The sequence below is a fragment of the Micromonospora radicis genome (genome assembly GCF_003583405.1).
In the GTDB taxonomy this organism is placed as follows: Bacteria; Actinomycetota; Actinomycetes; order Mycobacteriales; family Micromonosporaceae; genus Micromonospora; species Micromonospora radicis.
Genome location: NZ_QXEC01000005.1, coordinates 178,753 through 201,682, shown reverse-complemented (window position 1 = coordinate 201,682; position 22,930 = coordinate 178,753). Strand labels below are relative to the sequence as shown.

Below are 22,930 nucleotides of genomic sequence, written 5' to 3'. Positions count from 1 at the left end.
GCGGATCGCACGTATTGTTGCGGCATGTCCGTTCGGCGATGTCGTCCTGCCCGCGGCCTTCCCGCCGGGTCGGGGGCGGGGCGACGTCGACACGCCCGCCGGAGTGAAGTCGCGGCAAAACTTGATTGATTCCAAAAGAGTGGGCTATGGTCGCGGCATGGCGTCCGACTTCGAGACACAGCTTCGGGCGGTCTCGTTGCGCGTGACCCGACCCCGGTTGGCGGTGCTCGCCGCGCTGCGTGACCACCCGCATGTCGACACCGACACGGTGATCGCCCTGGTCCGGGCCGACCACCCGACGGTGTCGCACCAGGCGGTGTACGACGTGCTGCGGGCGCTCACCGACGCCGGTCTGGTGCGACGCATCCAGCCGGCCGGTGCCATCGCACGGTACGAGTCGCGGGTGGGGGACAACCACCATCACGTCGTGTGCCGCTCCTGCGGCGCGATCGCCGACGTCGAGTGCGCCGTCGGCGACGCTCCCTGTCTGACCGCCTCCGACGACCGCGGGTTCGTGGTCGACGAGGCGGAGGTCGTCTACTGGGGCACCTGCCCCGAGTGTGTGACCAGCCGTACCTCCCAGTGATCCGCCAGTTCGGAAGGAAGTAGATGAGCGACACCCGGGACAACGTCCCCTCCAGCGCCCAGGGCGTGGACCAGAAGGCGGCCGCCGGCTGCCCGGTCGCGCACGACTCGGTCACCGCGCAGGGCAGCGAGAGCGAGAACCCGGCGATCGATTCGCCGACCCCGAAGACCGGCGGTCGTCCGCGTACCAACCGGGACTGGTGGCCCAACCAGCTCGACCTGTCGGTGCTGCACGCCCACTCGCCCAAGGGCAACCCGCTGGGGGCGGACTTCCGCTACGCGGACGAGTTCACCAAGCTCGACGTCGAGGCACTCAAGCGGGACATCACCGAGGTCCTCACCACCTCGCAGGACTGGTGGCCGGCCGACTTCGGCCACTACGGCGGCCTGATGATCCGGTTGAGCTGGCACGCCGCGGGCACCTACCGCATCCAGGACGGCCGCGGTGGCGCCGGTGACGGTGGTCAGCGCTTCGCCCCGCTGAACAGCTGGCCGGACAACGCCAACCTGGACAAGGCCCGCCGGCTGCTCTGGCCGGTCAAGCAGAAGTACGGCCAGAAGATCTCCTGGGCCGACCTGCTCGTGCTCGCCGGCAACGTCGCGCTGGAGTCGATGGGCTTCAAGACCTTCGGCTTCGGCTTCGGCCGCGAGGACGTCTGGGAGCCCGAGGAGATCTTCTGGGGCCCGGAGGACACCTGGCTCGGCGACGAGCGCTACGTCTCCGAGCAGGAGATGGCGTCCGACGTCGGGGCGACCGAGATGGGTCTGATCTACGTCAACCCGGAGGGCCCGCGTGGCAACGCGGACCCGCTTGCGGCGGCGTACTTCATCCGGGAGACCTTCGCCCGGATGGCGATGAACGACGAGGAGACCGTCGCGCTGATCGCCGGTGGCCACACCTTCGGCAAGGCGCACGGTGCCGGTCCCGCCGACAACCACGTGGGCCCCGAGCCCGAGGGCGCCCCGCTGGAGGCGCAGGGTCTGGGCTGGCTGAGCACGTACGGCAGCGGCAAGGGCGCCGACACGATCACCAGCGGCCTCGAGGTCACCTGGACCGACCGGCCGACCCAGTGGAGCAACCGCTTCTTCGAGATCCTCTTCGGCTACGAGTGGGAGCTGACCACCAGCCCCGGCGGTGCGAAGCAGTGGGTCGCCAAGGACGCCGAGGCGATCATCCCGGACGCCCACGACCCGTCGAAGAAGCACAAGCCGACGATGCTGACGACCGACCTGTCGCTGCGCGTCGACCCGGCGTACGAGAAGATCTCGCGCCGCTTCCTGGCGAACCCGGACGAGTTCGCGTTGGCCTTCGCCAAGGCCTGGTACAAGCTGCTGCACCGCGACATGGGTCCGGTCAGCCGCTTCCTCGGCCCCTGGGTGGCGCAGCCGCAGCTGTGGCAGGACCCGGTGCCGGCCGTCGACCACGAGCTGGTGGACGAGGCCGACGTCGCCGCCCTCAAGGCGAAGATCCTGGACTCCGGCCTGACCACCGCCCAGTTGGTCGCCACCGCCTGGGCCTCCGCCGCCAGCTTCCGCTACACCGACAAGCGCGGTGGCGCCAACGGCGCGCGGATCCGCCTGGAGCCGCAGCGCAGCTGGGAGGTCAACCAGCCCGAGCAGCTCGCCACGGTGCTGGCCACCCTCGAAGGCATCCAGCAGGAGTTCAACTCGGCCGGTGGCGCGAAGCAGATCTCGTTGGCCGACCTGATCGTGCTGGCCGGTTCGGCCGCCGTCGAGAAGGCCGCGCGGGACGCCGGAGTCGAGGTGACCGTGCCGTTCCACCCGGGCCGGACGGACGCCACCCAGGAGCAGACCGACGTCGAGTCCTTCCGGGTGCTCGAACCGCGGGCCGACGGTTTCCGCAACTACCTGCGCCCCGGCGAGAAGACCCAGCCGGAGGTGCTGCTCGTCGACCGGGCGTACATGCTCGGCCTGACCGGGCCCGAGATGACGGTCCTGGTCGGTGGCCTGCGTTCGCTCGGGGCCAACGTCGGCGGCGCGCCGCACGGCGTGCTCACCGACCGCCCCGGTGTGCTCACCAACGACTTCTTCACCAACCTGCTCTCCCCGGGCACCCGGTGGAAGGCGTCGGAGTCCGAGGAGCACGTGTACGAGATCCGGGATCTGGCCACCGACGAGGTGAAGTGGACCGCCACCGCGGTCGACCTCATCTTCGGCTCGAACTCGCAGCTGCGGGCCCTGTCCGAGGTGTACGCCAGCGACGACGCGCGCGACAAGTTCGTGCACGACTTCGTGGCCGCCTGGACCAAGGTCATGGAGCTCGACCGGTTCGACCTCGCCTGATCCCAGGCTTCCGGGCCGCGCCCCGGTCGACCGCTGACGGTCGACCGGGGCGCGGCCCCTTTCTGAGCTGCCGGGTGACGGGGAATCCGGCTGCCGGTGGGGGCGTTCACCGGTACGGCAGCCGAAGCAGGATCCGACCCAGGAGGACCGGCATGAAGGTACGTAGCTCGCTGCGCTCGTTGAAGCAGAAGCCGGGTTCGGTGGTGGTCCGCCGCCGCGGCCGTGTCGTCGTGGTGAACCGCGCCAACCCCCAGTGGAAGAGCCGCCAGGGCTGACCTGTCCACGGATCTCGGTACGGAACCGCCTCCCCGGGGGGCGCTTCGTGTCAAGGTCTGCGCGTGCGAGGGTCCTGACCGCCACGAGGCGAGCCGGGCCGCCGGGGCGGAACCGCGGCCAACGTCGCCGGGGTGACTGGTCGGCGTCGTACGGTGAGGGCATGACTGCCCGCGGCGACGAGATTCTCGACGGCGCGGACCCGGTCTGGTGGCGGCGGGCCTTCGGTGAGCTGTTCGGCACGTTCCTGCTGGTGCTCGCCTCGGTCGGGCCCGGCGTGGTGAACCAGCGCATCGGCGAGGAGGCGGTGAGCCGGACCGCGACGGTGCTCGCACCCGGGCTGATGTTGGCCTCGATCATCCTGTTCATGGGGGCCATCTCCGGCGCCCACCTGAACCCGTCGGTCACCATCGCCTTCGCGCTACGACGCGACTTCCCCTGGCGACGGGTGCCCGGCTACCTGGCCGCCCAGTTCGCCGGGGCAGTGGCGGCGGGCGGCCTGCTCGCCGGCCTGCTGGGCGGGCACGGCACCGCCGGCCTCACCGTGCCGGGGCCGGGCATCGGCACCTCACTCGCCCTGGTCTGGGAGTTGATCCTCACCGTCGGACTGCTCAGCGCCATCCTGGGCACCGCCTCGGGCGCACAGAACGTCGGGCCGCTGGCGGCCATCGCCGTCGGCGGGTACCTGGCCCTGGCCGGGCTCTGGGCGTCACCGCTGACCGGAGCGTCGATGAACATCGCCCGCTCGCTCGGTCCGGCCCTGGTGTACGGGCAGCCCCGGGCCTGGTGGGCGTACCTGCTCGGGCCGCTGCTCGCGGTGCCGGTGGCGGTCGTCGTGGCGCAGCTGCTGCGGGGCTCCGGCGGCAGCCGGACCAGCCGCCGCGCCGCCCAGGGCACCGTCCGCCACTGAGTGTGCCGGCGGGCCTGCGTAGCGTCATGACCCGGGCGCTCGCCCTCTACCCTGACCCACATGTCGCCATCGACGTCCGACACCGGCCCGCCCCGAAGTCTGGTGTGGGCCTCCGCCGACGTGCTCGCCGACCTCGGGCAACAGGTCCAGCCGCAGCCCAGCCGGCGCCGCCGGGCCGCGGTCGCGGGCCCGGCGGCCTTCGTCTTCACCTGGGTGCCGACCGTCCTCGTGTTCGTGGCCACGACCCTCACCGTGCCGGCGGTGACCGACGCGGCCAGCGCCGGCACCGTCATGATCTGGGCCGCGCAGGTGGCGGCCCTGATCGCGGTCGTCGCCGCGGTGACGACGTTGCGGTCCCGCGACGTGGGGGCCGACGCCGAGACGGATCCGGGGGCCGCTCGGGTCGCCCTGCGGGTCGGGCTGCACGCGTTGGTCACCGCTGGGGCCGCCGGGCTCGTGCTCGCGTTGCAGGGGCTGTCGGCGGGCCAGGTCGCCACGCTGGCGGTGTTGCTCGTCGTCGTGTTGCAGGTGCTGCCGACGGCCGTGGTGAGGTTGCTGCGCCGACGTCACCCTGTTCCGGCTCGACCCGCCTGACCGGTGTCGACGACCAGGTGGGGTGGGCTCGGTCAGGGCGCCCGCCGCTACCGGTGCAGGTGCCGTCGCCAGTCTGGCGGTACCCGGTCGGCAGGCCCTGGTGCGCCCTGTCCGCGCGGTCGGTGGGTGGGGGCGGCCAGCGCCGGACCCTGTTCGTACAACGTCTGCTCGACGTAGTCCCAGAACCATTCCTCGCCCGGTTCGAAGCTGCGCGCGAACCGGTGTCCGGTGGCCGCCGCGTGCGCGCTGGCGTGCTGGTTGGGTGAGGAGTCACAGCAGCCGATCTGGCCGCACCGGGCGCACCGGCGCAGGTGGAACCACCAGCCTTGTGGATCTGCCGCCGTGCAGTCGGCGCAGCCGGTGCCGCTGGGCGGTACGGCGGGGTCGATGCCGTCCATGGGGCTGGTCCTCCGATCAGCTGCGCTCGGGTGGGCGGTACGTCGTGCCGAGCGTACTGGTTCGCTCGGCCGCCGGGTTCCAGCCGGCGCGGGTGGGTCAGTCGGCGGTGGCCGGCGGTCCCGTCCGGTCACGGTCGGGTCGGGGGAAGTTCGTCCTCCAGCGCCGTCGGACCCGCGACGAGCAGTGGACGAACCCGCTGTCCTGGTCGAACGGCGAGCCGGTGAACCGCCCGGCGGCCTGGAACTCGGCCCACTCGTCCGGCAGCAGGATCTTTGTAGATCAGCACGCCGCCATGCTGCCAGTGCCCGATCCGCCGTCGGCGCCGGTATCCGCCCGTGGGGTGGCCGTCGTGCGACGACCACCCCACGGCCCGGTGCTCAGACCTCGGCCGGGTGCAGTGCCTGCCAGGCGCCGTAGCCGCCGAGCAGGTCGGAGACGTCCGGTACGCCGCTGCCGCGCAGCAGGCTGGCCGCGACGGAGGAGCGGTAGCCACCGGCGCAGTGCACGACGACCGGCCGATCGGCCGGCACCTCGGGCAGCCGCCGGGTCAGCTCGGCGAGCGGGATGTGCGTCGACCCCTCGACGGCACCCTGTTCCCGCTCCCCGGCGTTGCGTACGTCGAGCACCAGCGGCGGTCGGGTCGAGGCCAGCGCGGCCCGCAACCCGGTGGCGGTGACCCGGCTGGCCCGGGTCAGTTCGCCGGCCATCTCCAGGAAGGCCGTCTCGGGTGCCCGCAGGTAGCCGACGACCCGGTCGAAGCCGATCCGGGCGAGACGTACGGTGATCTCCTCCTCGCGGTCCTGCGGCGCGACCACCAGCACCTCGCGGTCCGGCGCCACGACGCTGCCGGCGGTCTCGGCGAACCGGCCGTCGGCCGGGATGTTGATCGCCGCACGCAGGTGTCCCGCGGCGAACTCCTGCGGGTCGCGGGCGTCGATCACCACCGCGCCCGCGGCGCGGGCCTGGGTGAACTCGGCGGCGGTGAGCGGCCGGGCCGCCCGGGCCGGGTCGAACAGGGCGCGGGCCTTGCGGTTGAGTACGGCGTCGAAGGCGAAGTAGCCGGGCGCGGCCGGCTGCCCGCCGGTGACCAGGGCGAGGAACTGCTCCTCGCGCATCGGGGCACAGGCGTAGTTGACGCGACGCTGCTCGCCGATGGTGGACTGCCGTTCGGTGGACAGGTTCTTGCCGCAGGCCGAACCGGCGCCGTGGGCCGGGAAGACGCGTACCTCGTCGGGCAGCGCCATCAGCTTGCGTTGGACGCTGTCGTAGAGCATCCGGCCGAGCTCGTCGGCGGTCACGCCGAGCGAGGCGAGCAGGTCGGGTCGGCCGACGTCGCCGATGAAGAGCGCGTCGCCGGTCAACACCCCGTACGGCACCGGGTCGTCGGCGTGTTCGTAGACGAGGACGCTGATCGACTCGGGGGTGTGGCCGGGAGTCTCCATGATCTCCAGGCGCACGTCGCCGAGGCTGATCCGTTCCCCGTCCCGAAGCTGGCGGATCGGGTACTCGGTCTCGGCGCGGTGGCCGTAGCCGATCCAGGCGCCGGTGGCGGCGGCCACCTCGAGGTGCCCGGCGAGGAAGTCGGCGTGGAAGTGGGTGTTGATCACGCCAACGATGGTCAGCCCACGGGCCTGGGCATCGGCCAGGTACTCGTCGATGTCCCGACGCGGGTCGACCAGTACGGCACGTTTCGTGCCCTCGTCGGCGATCAGGTACGACGCCTGGGACAGGCAGTCCAGGTAGTACTGGGTGAACAGCATCTCCATCAGCTCCTCTACGGCGATGTCAATCGATCGGACGCTTCTCGAACATACCCCGGGGGGTATCCGAACGGCCAGTCGGTCTCCCGGGGAGGGCCCTGCTCAGTCGTGCGTGACGGCAGGGCCTCCGGGTGTCTCGGCGACCAGCTCGGGTGCCCAGCACCGCTCACCGCACCGCGCCGCGTGCACGGCGAGGATCCGGGTGCCCGGCAACCGCCCGGTGAGCCGGAGAAGGCTCCGGCGCAGTTGATCGCGGTGTTCGTCGGCGGACACCGGGTTGCCGGCGCAGTCGGCGTGGCCGGCGATGACCAGCGTGGCGCTGCCGTGGGCCCGCCGGGAGACCGCCACCTTCGCCAGGAGCACCCCGAGCTGCCGTTCGTCGGTGGTGGCCAACATCGACTCCGGCCCCGGCTCGGTGATGGTGTCCAGGTACTCGACGCCGAGACGTTGGCGCACCCACTCGTCCAGCGGGCGCTGGATGCGCCCGTCGATACAGGTCACCATCGTGGCGAACCGCTCCGGGCCGGTCACCACACCTCCTGCGCCGTGGCTGGCGGCCGACCGGCCGCCGGGCTCCCACCGCCGGCCAGCGCGGCGGAGATGTCGGGGTGGACCTGCCCCGCGTCGCGGAAGGCCGACCAGACGCCGGCCCGGTCGAGCAGGTCGCGTACCGGACCCCGGACGGTGGCCAGCCGCAGCACCACGCCCCGCGCGGCGGCGCGCTCGCGCAGCTCCGCCAGGGTGTGCGCGCCGTCGGCGTCGACGTCGCTGATCGCGCTGGCGTCCAGCACGATCTCCGCCAGGCCGGTGCGCCGGTCGACCAGGGTGAGCAGCCGGTCGGCGAGGAGTTCGGCGTTGGCGAAGTAGAGTGGGCCGTCCACCCGGATGATCGCTACCCGCGGATTGGTGATCAGGCCGTCGTACCGGTGCACGTTGCGGTACGTGGTGCTGCCCGGCACCTGGCCGAGTTCCGCGGTGTGCGGCCGGGCCGAGCGCCACACGAAGACCGCGAGGCTGAACGCCACTCCGGCGGTGAGTCCGGGTTCGACCCCGAGCACCAGGGTGACCAGGAACGTCAGCGCCAAGGCCAGGCCGTCGGAGCGGCGTACCCGCCACGCGGTGACCGCGGCCCCACGGTCGACCAGGCCGAGCACGGCGACCACCACGATCGCGGCCAGCACGGCCCTGGGTAGGTGGTGGAACGCCGGAGTCAGCACCAGCGCGGTCGCCGCCACCACCGCCGCGGTCACCAGGGTGGCCACCGGGGTACGGGCACCGGCGGAGAAGTTGACGGCGCTGCGGGAGAAGCCGCCGGCCACCGGAAACGCCTGGAACAGCCCGGCCGACAGGTTCGCCGCGCCCACCGCCACCAGCTCCTGGTCGGCGTCGACCGGTTGCCGGGACTTCGCCGCCAGCGCCTTGGCCACCGCGATGCCCTCCAGGTAGGCCACCAGCGCGATGGCCACCGCTGCCGGCAGCAGCGCGACCACATCCGACCCGGACAGGGCGGGCAGGGCCGGTGCCGGCAGCCCGGCGGGCACGTCGGCGAGGATCCGTACGCCCCGCTCACCGAAGGACAGCGCGGCGCTGGCCGTGGTGACGGCGGCCACCACCAGCAACGCGCCGGGCAGCTTCGGCACGTACCGGCGCAGCAGTACCAGGGCGGCGATGCTGACCAGCGAGACCAGGACGGTCAGGCCGTGCGCGGTGCTCGCCGAACCCCACACCGCCGCGACGATCGCCGGAAAGGTCTCCGCGCGCCCGCTGCGCAGCCCGAACAGCTCCTTGACCTGGCTGGCGGCGATCACGATGGCGGCGGCCGAGGTGAACCCGGACAGCACCGAGTGGGACATGAAGTTGACCAGCGCGCCGAGGCGCAGCACGCCCAGCAGTGCCTGGATCCCGCCGACCAGCAGGGCGAGCAGGCCGGCCAGGGCCGCGTACCGGGCCGGGTCGCCGCCGGCCAGGGGAGCCAGCGCCGCGCCGGTCATCAGTGCGGTGATCGCCACCGGACCGACGGCGAGCGTGCCGGAGCTGCCCAGCAGCGCGTAGGCAACGAGCGGCACGATCGCGGCGTACAGGCCGGTGACCGGTGGCATGCCGGCCAGCGCGGCGTACGCCATGCTCTGCGGCACCAGCATGACGGCCACGGTCAGGCCGGCGATCAGGTCGTGGCGCAGGGTGATCCGGTCGTAGTGGCGAAGCCACCCCACCAGCGGTACCACCCGAGCCAGCCCGGTGCGGTCCCGCCGGGGGTGGGCCGTGTTCATGCCCTCCGCCCCGGGGCGTTCAGTCGGGCGAGGGCGGCGTCGACGTCACCGCCCGAGCCCCGGTTGTAGGGCAGCCGGGCCAGCAGCATGCCCATCGCGCAGGTGTTGGTCAGCGCCGCGAAGGTCAGCCCGGCCCCGATGAAGCCGGCCACGAACCGGGCCTCCGGCAGCCAGCTGCTGATCACGATCGACAGCAGGACGATCCCCCCGGCCACCAGCCGGACCTGACGCTCCAGGCCCCACCGCTGCCGACCTCGCTCGACCGGACCGCCCGCGGCGATCCAGGCGTTCATCCCGCCGTTGATCACAGTGGCGCCGGTGAGCCCGGCGGCGGCCAGCCTGGTGCAGGCCTGGGTGGCCCGGCCGCCGGACTGGCACATCAGCAGCATCCGGCCCCCGGCGTCCTCGACGATCCGGCCCAGGTGGGTGTCGACCTGGTCCAGCGGCAGGTTGATCGAGCCGGGTACGTGGGCGGTCTCGAACTCGCCGGGCGTACGCACGTCGACGATCAGGGTGTCCGGATTGTTGGCGATCAACGCGCGGGCGTCGACGACGTCGATGGCGGGTGCGGTGTTCCTCGCGGTCACGGGCCACTCTCCTGGGTAGGCGGGATATACCCCGGGGGGTATCTGGCTCCCGAGTATGCGCCATCGGTCCGTGCAACCGCAAACCCCTGGTCGGATACCCCCGGGTGTACTCTTGGAGTCGGCCGGGCAGAGGGGGAGAGATGCAGGTCGACGAGAACGCGGTCGGCGACGTGATCAAGCGACTTCGCCGCGCGGAAGGGCAGATCCGGGGCGTCATCGGCATGATCGAGGACGGCCGGGACTGCGCCGAGGTGGTCACCCAGCTCGCGGCGGTGTCGCGGGCGCTGGACCGGGCCGGATTCAAGATCATTGCGAGTGGCCTGCAGCAGTGCGTCACCGCCGAGCCCGGCGAGGACCAGAAGGCCAACCTCGACCAGATGGAGAAGCTGTTCCTGTCGCTGGCCTAGGCCGTGTGTCGAAGTCGGCTGCGAGCAGGGGCGAGAAGTCGTTGTGCGTCATGCGAAGCCACCGTCCACGTCGCCGCGAACTGTGCGTGGCGGTGACCGACTTCGACCCAGGCTCTAGGGTCTGTCCTGCCGATCATGGAAGCCAGATGATGGCGGCGATCAGGACGAGGCTTGCGCGATAGAGAGATGCGCGTTTGGCGTAGCGGGTGGCCAGGTCACGCCACTGCTTGAGCCGGTTGAAGCAGCGTTCCACGACGTTGCGCTTCTTGTAGATCGCTCGGTCGAAGGCGGGTGGTCTGCCGCCGGTGCTGCCCTTGGCGGCCCGGCGGGCGACCTGGTCGGAGCGTTCCGGGATGACGTGCCGGATGCCGCGCGATCGCAGGGCGCGTCTGGTGGAGTCGTGGGCGTAGCCCTTGTCCGCGATCAGTACGTCGGGACGCTTGCGGGGCCGGCCCGGTCCCGGCTCGTTGACGCGGATCGCGTCCAGCAGCGCCAGGAGTTGGGGGTTGTCACCGGCCTGACCCGGGGTGAGCAGGATCGACAACGGCCGGCCACGACCGTCGACGGCGAGGTGAATCTTCGTGCTCAGCCCTCCACGGGACCGGCCGATGGCCTCGCCATCTTGCGCACCAGGCGTCGCCGCACTTGTCGGGGAGCCCCTTTTTTGCGGGCGCCAGCGGCATGCTGGTGCGCCCGCACGATCGACGAGTCGATGCTGATCGTCCACTGCACCGGTGTGCCATCGTCATGCACCTGCGCCGCCGCGAGGATCCGATCCCAGGTTCCGTCGGCGGTCCAGCGGCGCAGCCGCTCATGACAGGTCTTCCACGGCCCGAAGCGTTCCGGCAGGTCACGCCACGGCGCACCCGTACGCAGCTTCCACAAGATCCCGTTGATGACCTGACGGTGATCCCGCCAACGCCCCCGCGAACCACCCGCCTCGGGAAGCAGCGGCGCGATCACCGCCCACGCATCATCGGTCAACTCACCACGACGCACCACCAACACATCGTCAACGATCAACCACTACAAGATCGGCAGGACACGCCCTAGCCGACGACGCAGTTCGGCTGGCCGGAGACAGACCCGCGGGTAGGCGTGATTTCACCCTGAAATTTTTATTTCACCATGAAATCAGCGCTCTGGAGGTAACCCTCTCCCGGGCTGCCAGCCACGACGCCACCGTCGATCATCCGCCGTCCGGCGGGTCACTGCCGCAGTACCCAGATCGGCAGCGGGTCGTCCACGGTGTGCACGACCTGCCAGCCGGCGCGGCGGTAGAACTCGACGTTGGCCGGATTGCTGGTCTCCAGCACGGCGGGCAGTCCCTCGGCGGCGGCCCGGCCCAGCCCGATGCTCATGACCGTCCGACCGAACCGCCGTCCGGCGCGGTCCGGACGCGTACCCAGCACGCCGAGGTACCAGTACGGTTCGGTCGGCAGCGCGTCGTGCACCGCCTCGTCGTACGCCCGCATGCGGGCGAGGGCGTCGGCCGGGAGCGCGGCGCGCAGGTCGTCGTCGGCGTGGCCTTCGGTCGTCGGCGGTTGCCACATGGCGGTCGAGGCGCCCGGCCCGATCGTCCAGACCGTGCCCAGTCCGACCCGCCGGTCGAAGAGGTGACCGAAGAAGGCGGCGGCGAACCGCGGATAGTCGGCCGGGTCGGGGAAGAGATGCCGCAACACCGGATCCCCGACGAACGCGGCGACCAGGCCGGCGACGACCTGCGGACGATCCGCCGGGGTGGCCACCCGGACCTCAGTCGACTGCACAGCGTCGTACTTTAACGGTGCCCGGACGCTCGCGCGGTCCCGTCCGGCTTCGCCGGATCGCCGTTCGGAAGCGCCCTCCGGGCGGGGCGCTTCCGAACCAGGATCCGCTTGGTCGGTCTACCGCAGGTGCGCCCCGATGGCCTCGATGACGCGGGGCCGCAGTTCGGCGGCGCGGATCACCGCGTCGACCGAGCCGACCTCGACCGCGCGGTGGATGTTGTGCACCCGGTCGAACTCGGCGGCCACCTCGCCGAGCTTCTCCGCCCGTACCGACGAGCGGAGTTCGTCGAGTTCGGCGGTCAACGCGGCCCGGTCGGCGCCGGTGGCGGCGGCCACCCGGGACTCCAGATCCCGGACCCGCGGATCGGCGGCGGCACGGGCGTCGACGTCGCGGGAGAACACCACCGCCGCGGCGGGCGCGCCGCCGAGCACCGAGGCGTACGAGCCCTCCAACGCCAGCACGGTCATGTTCGGGTTCAACGCCTTGGAGAAGACCACGAAGGCGCCGCCGTGGTAGCGGGAGATCACGCAGAAGACGATGGGCCCGCGGAAGTTCACGATCGCCCGACCGATCTCGGCGCCGTACTCCAGCTGCAGCTTGCGCATCGACTCCGGTGAGCCGTCGAAGCCGGAGAGGTTGGCCAGCACCACCAGCGGACGGTTGCCGCTGGCCGCGTTGATCGCCCGCGCGGCCTTCTTCGACGAGCGGGGGAACAGCGTGCCCGCGGTGTAGGTGTCCGGGCCGTCGGTGGGCGGGAAGCCGTGCCGCGGCACCGACCGGGACTCGATGCCGAGCAGGCAAACCGGCATGCCACCGAGGTGTACGTCCTGCACCACGGCGGTCTCCGCGTCGGCCATGCCCGCCCAGCGCTCCAGCACCGGGTGGTCCTGGTCGGACAGGGCCCGCATCACCGTCCGGATGTCGAACGGCTTCTTGCGGTCCGGGTTGGCGTGCGCGGAGAAGATCTCGCCGACGGTGGTGAAGTCGCTGCCGGCCACCGTGTGCGGGAAGTCGGAGATGTCGCGGTCGGTGGGATCGGTGGTGGTGGTCGGCCGGGGTGCGCTCTCGCCCGGCGCGACGTACGCGTGGTCGTAGTGCGCCATCAGTACGTCCCGCGCGCCCGCCAGGTCCGGCGCCCAGTACTGCGCCTGACCGTTGGGCCCCATCACCCGGTCGTAGCCACCGATGCCGAAGTTGTCCTCGGCGGAGACCCCACCGGAGAAGTCGAGCGACTGCTTGCCGGTGAGCACCATCGCCGAGTCCGGCGTCATCACCAGGATGCCCTTGGTGTGCATGAGCATGGTCGCCTCGGCGTTCCAGTACGGCTGTGCGCCGACGTTGATGCCCGCGACCACGATGTTGATCTCGCCACCGTCCTGGGTGAACTCGACGATCCGCTTGAGCGCCGCGGCGACCCAGTCCATGTTCTCGGTACCCGAGGTCATGGAGATCCGGGCACCGGCGGAGAGCGCGTACCACTCCAGCGGCACCCGCATCCGCTCGGCCAGGTCCAGCGCGGCGATCACCCGGCGGCACTCCGGTTCCGACAGCGCGCCGAGCGCCTTCGTCGGGTCGCCGAGCAGCACGACCCGGGTGACGCCCGCCGGGTGCCGGACGGTCGGGGTGCTGACCACACCGGCGACGATCGCCGCGCTGTTGCGCCCCTTCGGCCGGTCGACCGGCACCAGCGTGTGCGTGTCGTCGAGGTCGTACTCGGCGAAGTCGCCGAGCAGCCGGGTCAGTTCGTACGGGTAGACCGTGTTGCGGCTGCTCGCCCGCAGCACCTTCAGCCGGTAGTCGTCCAGCGGCTCGATCGGATCCACCGGCGGGGCACCGATGGTCAGCTCGGCGCCGCCGGTGGCGTCGAAGGAGATCCGTACGCCGATCTTGGTCAGTTCGCCGGTGGCCCGGTCGCGCTGGCGCGCGATGAACAGGATCTCCTCCAGCCCCGCGCCCGCGGTCGTCGGCCGCACCCGCGCCGCGAGATTCGCCATCTCCTGCCGGGTCAGGCCGCTCGGCGGCCAGACGTAGATCACGATCCGGTTGGTGTTGAAGCGGGTCTTCGACGAGCGCTGGGACTGGGCGCGGCGCAGCGAGTCGAGGCAGGCGGCGATGGTGTCCTCGGTGGTCGGCAGCGCGACCAGTCGGCCGTCCTGCTCGCGCAGCTCGGTCAGGTCACGTACCTGGGCGAACGCGACGAGCCGTTCGTCGGACGGGTTCTCCCGGGCCACGCACCGGAAGAGGTAGACCTCCTCGTCGGACGAGGGCAGCCGGGTCAGGTCGAACTTGTGCAGGCGCTCCAACTGCATCCGCTGGGCGATGTACGGGTGCAGGCCGCGGATCAGCCGCTCCTCGGCCATCCCGGTGTCGGCCGGACGGAACGTGAAGTGGTGGTGCATCACCGCTCCGCCGCTGCCCGCGACGGTGGTGGTGAGCCGGCGCAGCTGCGGCGGCAGCGGCTGCGCGTTGACCACGGCGAGTAGCGCCGCCGCCATCGCGTCGAAGTCCTCCGGCTGGTTCTCCCAGGCGAGGTAGATGTCGGCGTCGACGGCTTCCTCGGTGGCGGCCAGCTCGGCGAGCCCGCGCAGCGCGCCGGCCAGGGCGTCGAAGCCCACCGCGGCCGAGACCAGACTGGAGTCCGCGCGGTCGGCGACCACGAAGGAACAGTCGGCGACCTGCCGGGTGGTGACCGCCCGAAGCTGCTTGTTGCCGTAGTAGCGCCGGGTCAGCACCTCCAACATGACCGTGTTGTCGAGGTAGTCACGCAGCAGCCGCTGGCCGAGCAGCCGGACCAGCGGCTCGGTGCTGCGGACCATCGCCGCGACCCGCTCGGCGCGGTCCGGCGCGTCCGGCTGGGCGTCCAGGTACCGCAGGTGCTTGCGTACCTCGGCGTAGACGCGGGCCCGGTTGCGGCGCAGCAGCGGCTGGGCGAACCAGGCGAAGACCACCCCCCGGGCGAGGTCGGCGACCACCGGGAAACGGACCTGGGTGGCGGCCAGCAGCCGTTCCAGGGCGAGACCAGCCGGCTCCCGCAACGCCTCCTCGGGCGGCAGTTCACGCAGCCAGGCGCGCAGCAGGGTGGCGATGACCGTGGCCTCGGCGGCGGCGCGTTGCTGGGCCAGGAAGATCCGGAAGACGGCGGCTTCCAGCTCGGGCGAGCGGTCGAGTTCGGTGACGCCGTAGTGCGCGAGAGCCCGGCCCAGCTTCGCCTGGAAGCTGGCCGGCAGCGCGGCCCGCTCGACGTCGAGGCTCTGCAGGTAGGTGTGGAAGTACTCGCGGTCACTGTGCACGTGTGCGCCGCCGCCGTCCTCACCGGTGGGTCGGTTGCGGCTCAGCTCGGCGAGGTCGGCGAAGACGTCGACGAGGTCGATCTCCTCGGCCAGCGGCCGTTGCCCCTCCTCGATGGCGACCCGCCGTGCGGCGAGGTAGTCGTCGAGCACCCGCCGGTCGTCGTGCGGGTCGACGTCGAAGCCGAGCAGCAGGCCCCGCAGATCCTCCTGGCCCCGTCGGATGCGCTGCCCGGTGGGGACCTCCCGGGGCGCGGCCGGCAGGTCGAGCTCGATGCCCGGCCCGGCCGGGTCGTCGACGGCCTCGGCGTCGCCGTCGGCGACCGGCTCCAGGCGCAGCAGCGGCGCGCCGGCCTCGACCTGGCTGCCCACCGAGACGGCGCACTCCTTCAACCGGGCCCGGAACGGTGCCCGGAGCACCGTCTCCATCTTCATCGCCTCCAGGACCAGCACCGGGGTGCCCGGCTCGACCTCGGCCCCGACCTCCAGCGGCGTGGCGACGACCAGGGCGGGCATGGGCGCGCGGACGACGCCGCCCTCGTCCCGGCTGATCCGGTGCGTCACGCCGTCGACCTCGACCAGGTGGACCGCGCCGTGGGTGCCGGTGAGCAGGCGGTACCGGGCGCTGTTGACGACGATCTGACCGGTGTGCCGGTCGAACCGGTCGAGTTCCACGTCGGCGGTGCTGATCTCGCCACCGGCCTCGATGCCGACCCGGAACCGGTGCGCGCCGGTGCGGGCCACCCGGGTGCGGTAGGCGACGCCGCGCAGCTTGAGATCCAGCGGACGGCCGCTGGCGTGCTGCACCTGGGGACGTCCGCCGGCCGCGGTACCCAGCAGCCGCTGCCGCTCGACGCGCTCCTCCTCCTCGTACGCCTCGATGGCGGCGGCGGCCAGCGCCACCGCGGAGTGCCGGTGTCCGACGAGTCCGCCGGCACCCCGGACCCGGTCGATCCACCCGGTGTCGGCGGTCGCCTCGATCACCTCGGGCTGGTCGAGCAGGTCGAGCACGAAGCTCTTGTTCGTGGCGCCGCCGTCGATGATCACGGTGGTCTCGGCCATCGCCCGGCGCAGCCGGCCGAGCGCCTCGTCCCGGTCCCGGCCGTACGCGATGATCTTCGCGATCATCGAGTCGAAGTCGGCGGGGATGGTGTCGCCCTCGCTGACGCCGGTGTCCACCCGGATGCCGGGCCCGGCGGGCAGGTCCAGCCGGGCGATCCGGCCCGGGGCCGGTGCGAAGTCGCGGTCGGGATCCTCCGCGTTCAGCCGGGCCTCGATGGCATGCCCGCGCTCCACCGGCGGCGCACCCTCCAGCCGGCCGCCCGCGGCGACCCACAACTGGGCCTTGACCAGGTCGAAACCGGTGGTCGACTCGGTGATCGGGTGCTCGACCTGCAGGCGGGTGTTGACCTCCAGGAAGGCGAACAGCCGGTCGCCCGGGTGGTAGAGGAACTCGACGGTCGCCGCGCCACGGTAGCCGACGGCGACCGCGAGCCGCTCGGCGGAGGTCTTGAGCTCGGCGGCCTGCGCCGCGCTGAGCACCGGCGAGGCGGACTCCTCGATGATCTTCTGGTTGCGCCGCTGCACCGAACAGTCCCGTACCCCGAGGGCCCAGGCGGTGCCCTGGCCGTCCGCGATCACCTGGACCTCGACGTGGCGGGCGCCGGTGACCAGGCGCTCCAGGAACACGATGCCGCTGCCGAACGCCCGCGCCGCCTCCTGGCTGGTGCGTTCGTACGCGTCGGCGAGTTCCGCCTCGTTGGTGATCACGCGGATGCCGCGTCCGCCGCCACCCGCGGTCGCCTTCAGCATCAGCGGGTAGCCGATCTCGGCCGCGGCCGTCTTCGCGGCGGCCAGGTTCTCGACCGCGCCCCGGCTCCAGGGTGCGACCGGTACGCCGACCTCCTCGGCGATCAACTTGGCGCCGATCTTGTCGCCCAGCTGCCGCATGGCGTCCGGGCTCGGCCCGATGAAGGTGACCCCGATCTTCTCGCACAGCTCCGCGAAGGCCGGATCCTCGGCGACGAAGCCCCAGCCGACCCAGGCCGCATCAGCTCGGGTCGCCACCAGCGCGCGTTCCAGCGTGGCCAGGTTGAGGTACGGGCGCGCGGAGGCGGGACCGAGGTCGTAGGCGACGTCCGCCTCCCGGACGAAGGTGGCGTTGCGGTCGACGTCGGTGTACAGCGCGACGGTCTCGATCCGCGTCCCGGTCTGCGCAGCCAGTTCTCGGGCCGCGTGAATGAGCCGCATCGCGGCCTCACCACGGTTGACGATGGCGATACGGCTGAACACCCGAGCGACCCCTCCGGTAGACCTGTGACGAGCGCTGCCCTGGAGCAACGTTGCCGTGGGGCGACAGCCCTCGGCACTGAACACCTTTCTGCCTGCCGGCCGGCCGCGCCATGTCGTAACCGCCGAAGCCTGCACACCCGGTTTGTAGAGACTGAACAAAACCTTTTGGCTGTCTTCTCTGCCGTGGTGGCTGTCGGCGGTCCGCCATCGACCTTCTTCGTGATCGCTCGGCCAGGTTCCCGGTGTCGCCCGTATCGCTCGGCCAGGTTCGCGGTGTCGCCCGTCCGGGCGCAGGGCGCGTACGGGCATCGAAGCGTTGACCGGGGACGGCCGGGCGTCGCCGTCGGTGACGTCACCGGAGACGGCAAACCGGACGCCGTGGCCGTGCGGTACGGCGAGGTGGTCCGCCTGCGGCAGCTCTGAGCTGGGCAACCGCCGGGCTGAGTGTGGCACGATTCCGCAGTGACGAGCAGAGCCGCCGCCGAGGAGCAACTGCGGGACCTGGCCCGGCTGCGCCGGGTCCGGGACCGGATCGACCGGGAGTACGCGCAGCCGCTCGACGTCGAGGCACTCGCCCGTGGGGTGAACATGTCGGCCGGACACCTCAGCCGCCAGTTCCGGCTCGCCTACGGCGAGTCGCCGTACGCCTACCTGATGACCCGGCGGATCGAGCGGGCGATGGCGTTGCTGCGCCAGGGGGACCTCAGCGTCACCCAGGTCTGCTTCGCGGTCGGTTGCGGTTCGCTGGGCACTTTCAGCACCCGGTTCACCGAGTTGGTCGGCGTCGCGCCGAGCGTCTACCGCAGCCGGCTGTCGGGGGCGGCGGCGGAGCTGCCCTCGTGTGTGTCGAAGCAGGTGACCCGCCCGGTCAGGAATCGAGAAGCATCGCGCGGCCGGCGCGGCTAGCGTGACCGGGCCGGCCGCACCCGTACGGATGGAGACACGATGAGCAGGGCCACGAGCACCGGTGCCCGGGCGCCGCACGCCGCTGACAGCCACGACCTGATCCGGGTTCACGGCGCGCGGGGGAACAACCTCAAGGACGTCAGCATCGAGATCCCGAAGCGGCGGCTGACGGTCTTCACCGGTGTCTCCGGTTCGGGCAAGAGCTCGCTGGTGTTCGGCACCATCGCCGCCGAGTCGCAGCGGCTGATCAACGAGACGTACAGCGCCTTCGTGCAGGGCTTCATGCCGACGCTGGCACGGCCCGAGGTCGACGTGCTCGACGGGCTGACCACGGCGATCATCGTCGACCAGGAGCGGATGGGGGCCAACGTCCGCTCGACGGTCGGCACGGTCACCGACGCCAACGCGATGCTGCGGATCCTGTTCAGTCGGCTCGGGCAGCCGCAGATCGGCTCGGCCCAGGCGTTCTCGTTCAACGTGGCGTCGATCAGCGGCGCGGGGGCGGTCACCATCGAACGTGCCGGCACCACGACCAAGGAGCGGCGCAGCTTCAGCATCACCGGCGGCATGTGCCCGCGCTGCGAGGGCATGGGCCGGGTCAGCGATTTCGACCTGTCCGCGCTCTACGACGACAGCAAGTCCCTCAACGAGGGTGCCCTCACCATCCCCGGCTACAGCATGGACGGCTGGTACGGCCGGATCTTCAGCGGCTGCGGCTTCTTCGACCCGGCCAAGCCGATCCGCAAGTTCACCAAGCGGGAGCTGGACGACCTGCTCTACAAGGAGCCGACGAAGATCAAGGTCGACAACATCAACGTGACGTACGAGGGGCTGATCCCGCGGATCCAGAAGTCCTTCCTGGCCAAGGACCGGGAGGCGATGCAGCCGCACATCCGCGCTTTCGTGGACCGGGCGATCACGTTCACCACCTGCCCCGACTGCGGCGGTACCCGGCTCAGTGAGCTGGCCAGGTCGTCGAAGATCGCCGGGCGGAACATCGCCGACCTGTGCGCGATGCAGATCAGCGACCTCGCCGAGTGGGTGCGCGACCTCGACGAGCCGTCGGTGCGGCCACTGCTGGCGTCCCTGGGGCACACCCTGGACTCGTTCGTCGAGATCGGGCTCGGCTACCTCTCCCTCGACCGGCCCTCGGGCACGCTCTCCGGCGGCGAGGCGCAGCGCACCAAGATGATCCGCCACCTCGGGTCGTCGTTGACCGACGTCACCTACGTCTTCGACGAGCCGACCGTCGGGCTGCACCCGCACGACATCACCCGGATGAACGACCTGCTGCTGCGGCTGCGGGACAAGGGCAACACGGTGCTCGTGGTGGAGCACAAGCCAGAGACCATCGCGATCGCCGACCATGTCGTCGACCTGGGCCCCGGCGCCGGTACGGCGGGCGGTGCGGTCTGCTTCGAGGGCACCGTCGAAGGGTTGCGGGCCAGCGGCACGCTCACCGGCCGGCACCTCGACGACCGGGCCGCCGTCAAGGAGCAGGTCCGGACGCCCACCGGCACGCTGCCGGTGCGCGGCGCGGCCACGCACAACCTGCGCCACGTCGACGTCGACATCCCGCTCGGGGTGCTGGTCGTGGTCACCGGGGTGGCCGGCTCGGGGAAGAGTTCCCTGATCCACGGCTCGGTCGCCGGACGCGACGGGGTGGTGTCGGTCGACCAGACCGCGATCCGTGGCTCGCGGCGCAGCAACCCGGCGACCTACACCGGGCTGCTCGACCCGATCCGCAAGGCGTTCGCGAAGGCCAACGGGGTGAAGCCGGCGTTGTTCAGCGCCAACTCCGAGGGCGCCTGCCCCACCTGCAACGGTGCCGGGGTCATCTACACCGACCTGGCCATGATGGCCGGGGTCGCCACCACCTGCGAGGACTGTGAGGGCAAGCGGTTCCAGGCGGCCGTGCTGGAGTACCACCTCGGCGGCCGGAACATCAGCGAGGTGCTGGCCATGTCGGTGACCGAGGCCGAGGCGTTCTTCGGTGCCGGCGAGGCGCGTACGCCGGCCGCGCACGCCATCCTGGCCCGGCTGGCCGACGTCGGGCTCGGCTACCTCAGCCTCGGCCAGCCGCTCACCACGCTCTCCGGCGGTGAACGGCAACGGCTCAAGCTGGCCACCCACATGGCCGAGAAGGGCGGGGTCTACGTTCTCGACGAGCCGACCAGCGGGCTGCACCTCGCCGACGTCGAACACCTGCTCGGTCTGCTCGACCGGCTGGTCGACGCCGGCAAGTCGGTCATCGTGATCGAACACCACCAGGCCGTCATGGCGCACGCCGACTGGATCATCGACCTCGGCCCCGGTGCCGGTCACGACGGTGGTCGGGTCGTCTTCGAGGGCACCCCGGCCGATCTTGTCGCCGCCCGCGCCACGGTCACCGGTGAGCACCTCGCGGCCTACGTCGGCCGGTGAGCGGACCGGTCAGGATTCAAGAAGCGCCCACCGTCCCGCCGCGACTAGCGTGACCAGCATGAACGTCACCATTCACGCCAGTTTCCTGCCGCACGACGACCCGGAGGCCTCGCTGGTCTTCTACCGCGATGTCCTCGGCTTCGAGGTCCGGCTCGACGTGGGGCACGGTGCCATGCGCTGGCTCACCGTCGGGCCCGTGGACCAGCCCGACACCTCCATCGTCCTGACCCCACCGGCGGTGGATCCCGGCATCACCGACGCGGAGCGCCGGACCATCGCCGAGATGATGGCCAAGGGCACCTACGCCGGCATCCTGCTGGCCACCGCCGATCTGGACGGCACCTTCGACAAGCTCCAGGCCGGTGGGGTCGAGGTGGTCCAGGAGCCGACCGAGCAGCCGTACGGGCTGCGCGACTGTGCGGTCCGCGACCCGGCCGGCAACCTGATCCGGATCCAGCAGCGTCGCTGAACCCGGCGGCCCTCGGCACCTCCCCGAAGTCAGGCCACTGACGTACCATCAGGCTGATTCTTACCCGGGCGGTGCGGAGGCCGCATGGACGAGGTCACCCTCCGGGCCCTGGGCCTGATCGAAGAGGCCCAGGCCGGTGCGGCCGCGCAGGTGTTGACGGTCGCCGAGTCGGCGCTTCGGGCGGCCACCGGCGAGGTACCCGACGGCCCGGCCGCCATGCACTTCGCCCGTGTGGTGGCGTTGACCCGGCTCGGCGACCTGCCCGCCGCGATCGCCGCCGCCGATCTGATGCTGGCCGCCGCCGAGCGCGAGAACAGCGCCGGCTGGCGCTCCTGTGCGTTGTCGCTGCGCGCGACCCGGCGGCTGCGCCTGGGCGACCAGGACATCGCCGAGTACGACCTCGACGCGGTGCTGCGCGACCTGGTCAGCGCGGAGACGGCGCTGCTGGTCGACGAACCGGATCCGGTGATCATCGGCAACGCCCGTACCGGGATCGCCATCGGCTACGCCCAGCTGCGCCTCTACGAGCTGGCCGCGCCGCAGTTCGAGGCGGCGTACGACGCGGCGTGCCAGGCGGGCTACCCGGACAACGGCAACCGCGCGATGTGGCTGTGCAATCTCGCCGAACTGCACCTGATGTGGGCGCTGGAGCTGTACCAGGTCGGGCAGGTGGTGGCGGCGGAACGGCACACCACCACCGCCGAGGGGTACGCGACCCGGGCGGTGCGGGAGGCCTCTGGCCCGAAGGCCGAGGTGTGGCGGCTCTCGGCGTTGCTGTTCGCGGCGTGTTCGCGGGCGGACCGCCAGGATCCGGCCGCCGCGGCGGCCGACATCCCCCGGTACGCCGCGCTGTTGGGCCGGTACGGACTGGAGGAGTGGCGGCGGGAGACCCTGCTCTGCCGGCCGTTCCACGCCGTTGCCCTGCGCCGCTCGGGACGGCCGGACGAGGCGCTGCGAGTGATCGAGGACGCCGTCGCCGCCCTGGCACCGGAGGTGGACTGGCTGATCTCGGCGGCCCTGCACCGTACGCACGCGGTGCTGCTGTCGATCCACGGGTCGACCGACGCGGTGCCGGGGCTCACCTACGGTGACGCCCTCGCCGAACTGCTGTGGCGGCAGCGGCAGCGCTGGCTGCACACGGCGATGACGATGCAGTCGTACGACGTCCTGCGATGGCGGCACGAGCAGGCCGAACGGGCGGCGCAGACCGACCCGCTCACCGGGGTGGCGAACCGTCGCGGTCTGGACCGCTTCCTGCGGGAGTTGGCACTGGCCGACGCCGCCGTCGACGATCCGGTGGCGGTGCTGGTCGTGGACATCGACCGGTTCAAGCACATCAACGACTCGCTGGGCCACTCCACCGGCGACGAGGTGCTGCGTGCCGTGGCGCGGCTGCTCACGGTCAACGTCCGCAGGGGCGACTTCGTGGCCCGGCTGGGCGGGGACGAGTTCGTCGCCATCCTGCCCGGCGCCGACGCCACGATGGCCCGGGCGGTGGCGCAGCGGGTGGTGGACGCCGTCGCCGGTCTGACGGACTGGCGGGCACAGCTCAGCGTCGGGGTGGCCGGCGGCCCGGCGTACGCGGTGCAGGAGGCCCTCACCCACGCCGACCGCGCGATGTACGCGGCCAAACGCGCGGGTGGCAACCGGGCGAGCTGCCTGGTGCGGTAGCCGGGGTCGCGCCGGCCGCCCG

Annotated in this window: 20 protein-coding genes; 11 read left to right on the top strand and 9 right to left on the bottom strand. The window is 71.8% G+C overall.

The genetic code is table 11. The features are described 5' to 3' along the window. Positions 1–157 precede the first annotated feature (157 nt). The 5 genes from D2L64_RS07995 to D2L64_RS07975 all read left to right on the top strand — a co-directional run bounded on the left by D2L64_RS07995 (position 158) and on the right by D2L64_RS07975 (position 4,666). Positions 158–586, top strand: coding sequence for a Fur family transcriptional regulator (locus tag D2L64_RS07995; RefSeq protein ID WP_119574065.1), 429 nt, complete (start codon positions 158–160; stop codon positions 584–586). Positions 587–609: 23 nt separating this feature from the next. Next, positions 610–2,889 (top strand): catalase/peroxidase HPI, encoded by a 2,280-nt coding sequence (gene katG, locus D2L64_RS07990; RefSeq protein WP_119574064.1) that lies wholly within the window; start codon positions 610–612, stop codon positions 2,887–2,889. A 152-nt stretch (positions 2,890–3,041) separates the two neighbouring features. Next, on the top strand, positions 3,042–3,164 hold the full coding sequence (locus D2L64_RS07985) for a 50S ribosomal protein L36 (protein WP_091591861.1): 123 nt from the start codon (positions 3,042–3,044) through the stop codon (positions 3,162–3,164). Positions 3,165–3,325: 161 nt separating this feature from the next. After that, positions 3,326–4,072: an MIP/aquaporin family protein gene (locus D2L64_RS07980; protein WP_119574063.1), complete on the top strand. Its 747-nt coding sequence runs from the start codon at positions 3,326–3,328 to the stop codon at positions 4,070–4,072. 60 nt (positions 4,073–4,132) lie between these two features. Further along, entirely contained in the window at positions 4,133–4,666 is a 534-nt protein-coding gene (locus D2L64_RS07975) for a hypothetical protein (RefSeq protein ID WP_147376210.1), read from the top strand. Between the two features lie 47 nt (positions 4,667–4,713). Here the strand turns inward: D2L64_RS07975 and D2L64_RS07970 are convergent, their stop codons facing one another. The 6 genes from D2L64_RS07970 to D2L64_RS07945 all read right to left on the bottom strand — a co-directional run bounded on the left by D2L64_RS07970 (position 4,714) and on the right by D2L64_RS07945 (position 9,682). Further along, positions 4,714–5,064 carry a UBP-type zinc finger domain-containing protein gene (locus D2L64_RS07970; RefSeq protein WP_119574061.1) on the bottom strand — a complete coding sequence of 117 codons (351 nt, stop codon included), beginning with the start codon at positions 5,062–5,064 and terminating at the stop codon, positions 4,714–4,716. A gap of 97 nt (positions 5,065–5,161) precedes the next feature. Beyond that, on the bottom strand, positions 5,162–5,329 hold the full coding sequence (locus tag D2L64_RS07965; protein WP_233558852.1) for a DUF952 domain-containing protein: 168 nt from the start codon (positions 5,327–5,329) through the stop codon (positions 5,162–5,164). Between the two features lie 113 nt (positions 5,330–5,442). Then, positions 5,443–6,825 carry a rhodanese-like domain-containing protein gene (locus D2L64_RS07960; RefSeq protein WP_119574136.1) on the bottom strand — a complete coding sequence of 461 codons (1,383 nt, stop codon included), beginning with the start codon at positions 6,823–6,825 and terminating at the stop codon, positions 5,443–5,445. Between the two features lie 102 nt (positions 6,826–6,927). Beyond that, positions 6,928–7,356, bottom strand: coding sequence for a carbonic anhydrase (locus D2L64_RS27845; RefSeq protein ID WP_233558839.1), 429 nt, complete (start codon positions 7,354–7,356; stop codon positions 6,928–6,930). After that, entirely contained in the window at positions 7,353–9,095 is a 1,743-nt protein-coding gene (locus tag D2L64_RS07950; protein ID WP_119574060.1) for a SulP family inorganic anion transporter, read from the bottom strand. Before D2L64_RS07950 ends, D2L64_RS27845 begins: the two co-directional genes overlap by 4 nt. Then, positions 9,092–9,682, bottom strand: coding sequence for a rhodanese-like domain-containing protein (locus D2L64_RS07945; RefSeq protein ID WP_119574059.1), 591 nt, complete (start codon positions 9,680–9,682; stop codon positions 9,092–9,094). The genes D2L64_RS07950 and D2L64_RS07945 overlap by 4 nt, the downstream gene beginning before the upstream one ends. Positions 9,683–9,822: 140 nt before the next feature. On the opposite strand from D2L64_RS07945, the gene D2L64_RS07940 reads away from it, so the two are divergent. Further along, positions 9,823–10,089 carry a metal-sensitive transcriptional regulator gene (locus D2L64_RS07940; protein WP_119574058.1) on the top strand — a complete coding sequence of 89 codons (267 nt, stop codon included), beginning with the start codon at positions 9,823–9,825 and terminating at the stop codon, positions 10,087–10,089. Positions 10,090–10,222: 133 nt separating this feature from the next. Here the strand turns inward: D2L64_RS07940 and D2L64_RS07935 are convergent. The 3 genes from D2L64_RS07935 to D2L64_RS07925 form a co-directional block, all read right to left on the bottom strand. Continuing rightward, positions 10,223–11,088, bottom strand: a protein-coding gene (locus D2L64_RS07935; RefSeq protein ID WP_119574135.1) for an IS5 family transposase whose coding sequence is annotated in 2 segments (ribosomal slippage) — positions 10,223–10,749 and positions 10,749–11,088 — 867 coding nt in all. Because the reading frame shifts where the segments join, the coding sequence is not laid out codon by codon here. A gap of 209 nt (positions 11,089–11,297) precedes the next feature. Beyond that, positions 11,298–11,858, bottom strand: a complete 561-nt coding sequence (locus D2L64_RS07930; protein WP_119574057.1) for a GNAT family N-acetyltransferase — start codon at positions 11,856–11,858, stop codon at positions 11,298–11,300. 117 nt (positions 11,859–11,975) lie between these two features. Beyond that, positions 11,976–17,438, bottom strand: a complete 5,463-nt coding sequence (locus tag D2L64_RS07925; RefSeq protein ID WP_119574056.1) for an ATP-binding protein — start codon at positions 17,436–17,438, stop codon at positions 11,976–11,978. Between the two features lie 273 nt (positions 17,439–17,711). On the opposite strand from D2L64_RS07925, the gene D2L64_RS27225 reads away from it, so the two are divergent. From D2L64_RS27225 to D2L64_RS07905, 5 genes are all read left to right on the top strand, one after another. Next, entirely contained in the window at positions 17,712–17,861 is a 150-nt protein-coding gene (locus tag D2L64_RS27225; RefSeq protein WP_158603473.1) for a hypothetical protein, read from the top strand. Between the two features lie 39 nt (positions 17,862–17,900). After that, positions 17,901–18,344, top strand: a complete 444-nt coding sequence (locus tag D2L64_RS07920; RefSeq protein ID WP_119574055.1) for a helix-turn-helix transcriptional regulator — start codon at positions 17,901–17,903, stop codon at positions 18,342–18,344. A 39-nt stretch (positions 18,345–18,383) separates the two neighbouring features. Then, positions 18,384–20,768, top strand: a complete 2,385-nt coding sequence (locus tag D2L64_RS07915) for an ATP-binding cassette domain-containing protein (RefSeq protein ID WP_119574054.1) — start codon at positions 18,384–18,386, stop codon at positions 20,766–20,768. 58 nt (positions 20,769–20,826) lie between these two features. Further along, positions 20,827–21,237: a VOC family protein gene (locus D2L64_RS07910; protein ID WP_119574134.1), complete on the top strand. Its 411-nt coding sequence runs from the start codon at positions 20,827–20,829 to the stop codon at positions 21,235–21,237. Positions 21,238–21,321: 84 nt separating this feature from the next. After that, positions 21,322–22,908: a GGDEF domain-containing protein gene (locus D2L64_RS07905; protein WP_119574053.1), complete on the top strand. Its 1,587-nt coding sequence runs from the start codon at positions 21,322–21,324 to the stop codon at positions 22,906–22,908. Positions 22,909–22,930: the final 22 nt, after the last annotated feature.